Raw genomic sequence first — 2,881 nt, forward strand, 5'->3', positions numbered from 1 at the left:
CGCGGAGCCGGCGGATGTCGAGCTCGGCGGTCTCCCGCCGCGCCTCGATCTTGGCCCGCACCTCGGGCGGCGCCTTCTCGGTGAACGCCGGGTTGCCCAGCTTCTTCTCGCAGCCGGCGAGTTCCTTCTCCGCCGCGGCGAGGTCCTTGGTCAGCCGCTTGCGCTCGGCCTCGACGTCCACCGCTCCCGAGGTGTCGATCTCCACGGTCATCTCGCCCGAGGCGAGACCGACCTCCAGGGAGACGGTCGGCGCGAAGCCGTCACCGGGCTCGTCGAGCCGGGTGAGGGCGCGCACGGCGACCAGCTGCTCGGTGAGCCGGTCGACAGCCGTGCCGGTGAGCCGGGCGTCGACCCGCTGGCCGGGTTTGAGGCCCTGGTCGGAGCGGAACCGGCGCACTTCGGTGACCAGTTTGCGCAGGTCGTCGATGCGCCGTTCGGCCTCGGCGTCGGGGGTCGCCCCCGAGGGTGTCGGCCAGGCCGCGCGGTCGAGGGCCTGCCCGCCGGTCAGCTCCCGCCACACCACCTCGGTGATGAACGGCATCACCGGGTGCAGCAACCGCAGTGTCGCGTCGAGGGTGTGCCCGAGCACGGCGCGGGTGGCGGTGGCCCTGGCCTCGTCACCGTTGAGCTGGGTCTTGGCCAGTTCGAGGTACCAGTCGCAGAACTCGTCCCACACGAAGTGGTAGAGCGCGTCGCAGGCCTTGCCGAACTCGAAGCGTTCGAACAGCTCGTCGACGCCGACGACCACGCCGTCGAGCCGGTCGAGGATCCACCGGTCGGCGTCGGTGAGCTCGGCCCGGTCGGGCAGCGGGGTCCCGGTGTTCGCCCCGTTCATCAGGGCGAACCGGCTGGCGTTCCACAGCTTGGTGCCGAAGTTCCGCGCTCCGGCCGCCCATTCCTCGGCGACCGCCTCGTCCGCACCCGGGTTGGCGCCCCTGGCGAGGGTGAACCGCAGGGCGTCCGCGCCGTAGCGGTCGAGCCATTCCAGCGGGTCGATGCTGTTGCCCTTGGACTTCGACATCTTCTTGCCGGTGCTGTCCCGCACCAGGCCGTGCAGGAACACGTCGTTGAAGGGCTGCACGCCGTCCATCGCGTAGAGCCCGAACATCATCATCCGGGCGACCCAGAAGAACAGGATGTCGTAGCCGGTGACCAGGACGCTGGTCGGGTAGAACCGCTCCAGGTCGGGGGTCTTCTCCGGCCAGCCCAGGGTGGAGAACGGCCAGAGGGCCGAGGAGAACCACGTGTCCAGCACGTCGGTCTCCTGGTGCCAGCCCTCACCGGTGGGCGGTTCCTCACCGGGGCCGACGCAGCGCATCTCCCCGTCGGGCCCATACCAGACGGGGATGCGGTGCCCCCACCACAGCTGCCGGGAGATGCACCAGTCGTGGAGGTTGTCCACCCAGGAGAAGTAGCGCTTGGCCATCTCGGGCGGGTGAATACGGGTCCGGCCGTCGCGGACGGCGTCGCCGGCGGCCTTGGCCAGCGGGCCGACCTTGACGAACCACTGCTTGGACAGCCGGGGCTCGACGACCGTGCCGCAGCGCTCGCAGTGCCCCACCGCGTGCAGGTAGGGGCGCTTCTCCGCCACGATCCGGCCCTCCTCGCGGAGGGCCGCCACGATCGCCGGCCGGGCCTCGAACCGGTCCAACCCCTCGAAGGGGCCAGCGGCGGTGATGATGCCCCGTTCGTCGAGCACGGTGAGGTTCGGCAGCCCGTGCCGCTGACCGATCTCGAAGTCGTTGGGGTCGTGGGACGGCGTGACCTTGACGGCGCCGGTCCCGAACTCCGGGTCGACGTGCTCGTCGGCGACGATCGGGATCCGCCGCCCGGTGAGCGGCAGCTCGACCTCGGTCCCGACGAGGTGCCGGTAGCGCTCGTCCTCCGGGTGCACCGCCACGGCGGTGTCGCCGAGCATCGTCTCGGCCCGCGTGGTCGCGACCACGATCGACGAGTCGCCCTCACCGTAGCGGATCGAGACGAGCTCGCCCTCGTCCTCGGTGTGTTCGACCTCGATGTCCGACAGGGCCGTCTGGCACCGGGGGCACCAGTTGATGATGCGTTCGGCCCGGTAGATCAGGTCGTCGTCGAAGAGCCGCTTGAAGATCGTCTGCACGGCCCGCGACAGGCCCTCGTCCATCGTGAACCGCTCGCGGCTCCAGTCGACACCGTCGCCGAGCCGCCGCATCTGCTGGCTGATCTTCCCGCCGGACTGGGCCTTCCACTGCCAGACCCGGCGGATGAACTCCTCACGCCCGAGGTCGTGCCGCGACTTCCCCTCGCTGGCGAGTTCCCGCTCGACGACGGCCTGGGTGGCGATCCCGGCGTGGTCCATGCCCGGCAGCCACAGCGCCTCGTAGCCCTGCATCCGGCGACGCCGGGTGAGGGTGTCCATCAGGGTGTGGTCCAGCGCGTGCCCCATGTGCAGCACACCGGTGACGTTGGGCGGCGGGATCACGATGGAGAACGGCGGCCGGTCGCTGCTGGCGTCGGCGGTGAAGTCACCGCGCTCGACCCATTCCTGGTACAGCGCGGCCTCTACCGCTACCGGCTCCCACTTGGGCGCGAGGCCGACGGGAAACTGGGCAGGGCCGGGCGATGAATGGGTCTCGGTCACGGGGAAAGTCTACGAACGGCGGGCAACCCGGTTCACGGGGCCGTCGCTGGGCCGCCCGGGTGACGGTGGCGCGGGTGACGTCACCGAAGCAGCGACGATCGCTCTCTCGAACGACACCCGGCGACGGGGCCGATTCGAGATCATCGGTGACAAACGTTAGTTTTCGGCACGACAACTGGAGAAGATGAGGGGCTCCGTGCAAGACCACCCTTTCGAGCGAGACGCGGCGACCAGCGAAGCGGCTGGGGGCGCCCCCGCCCCACC

The 2,881-nt window shown here is 70.4% G+C and carries 1 protein-coding gene; it reads right to left on the reverse strand.

Annotated features, from left to right (window positions below):
- On the reverse strand, positions 1–2,617 hold a 2,617-nt coding region (locus ACTIDRAF_RS28730; RefSeq protein WP_016699231.1), incomplete at its 3' end, for a valine--tRNA ligase.
- Positions 2,618–2,881: the final 264 nt, after the last annotated feature.

The sequence above is a fragment of the Actinoalloteichus spitiensis RMV-1378 genome (genome assembly GCF_000239155.1).
GTDB classification, from domain to species: domain Bacteria; phylum Actinomycetota; class Actinomycetes; order Mycobacteriales; family Pseudonocardiaceae; genus Actinoalloteichus_B; species Actinoalloteichus_B spitiensis.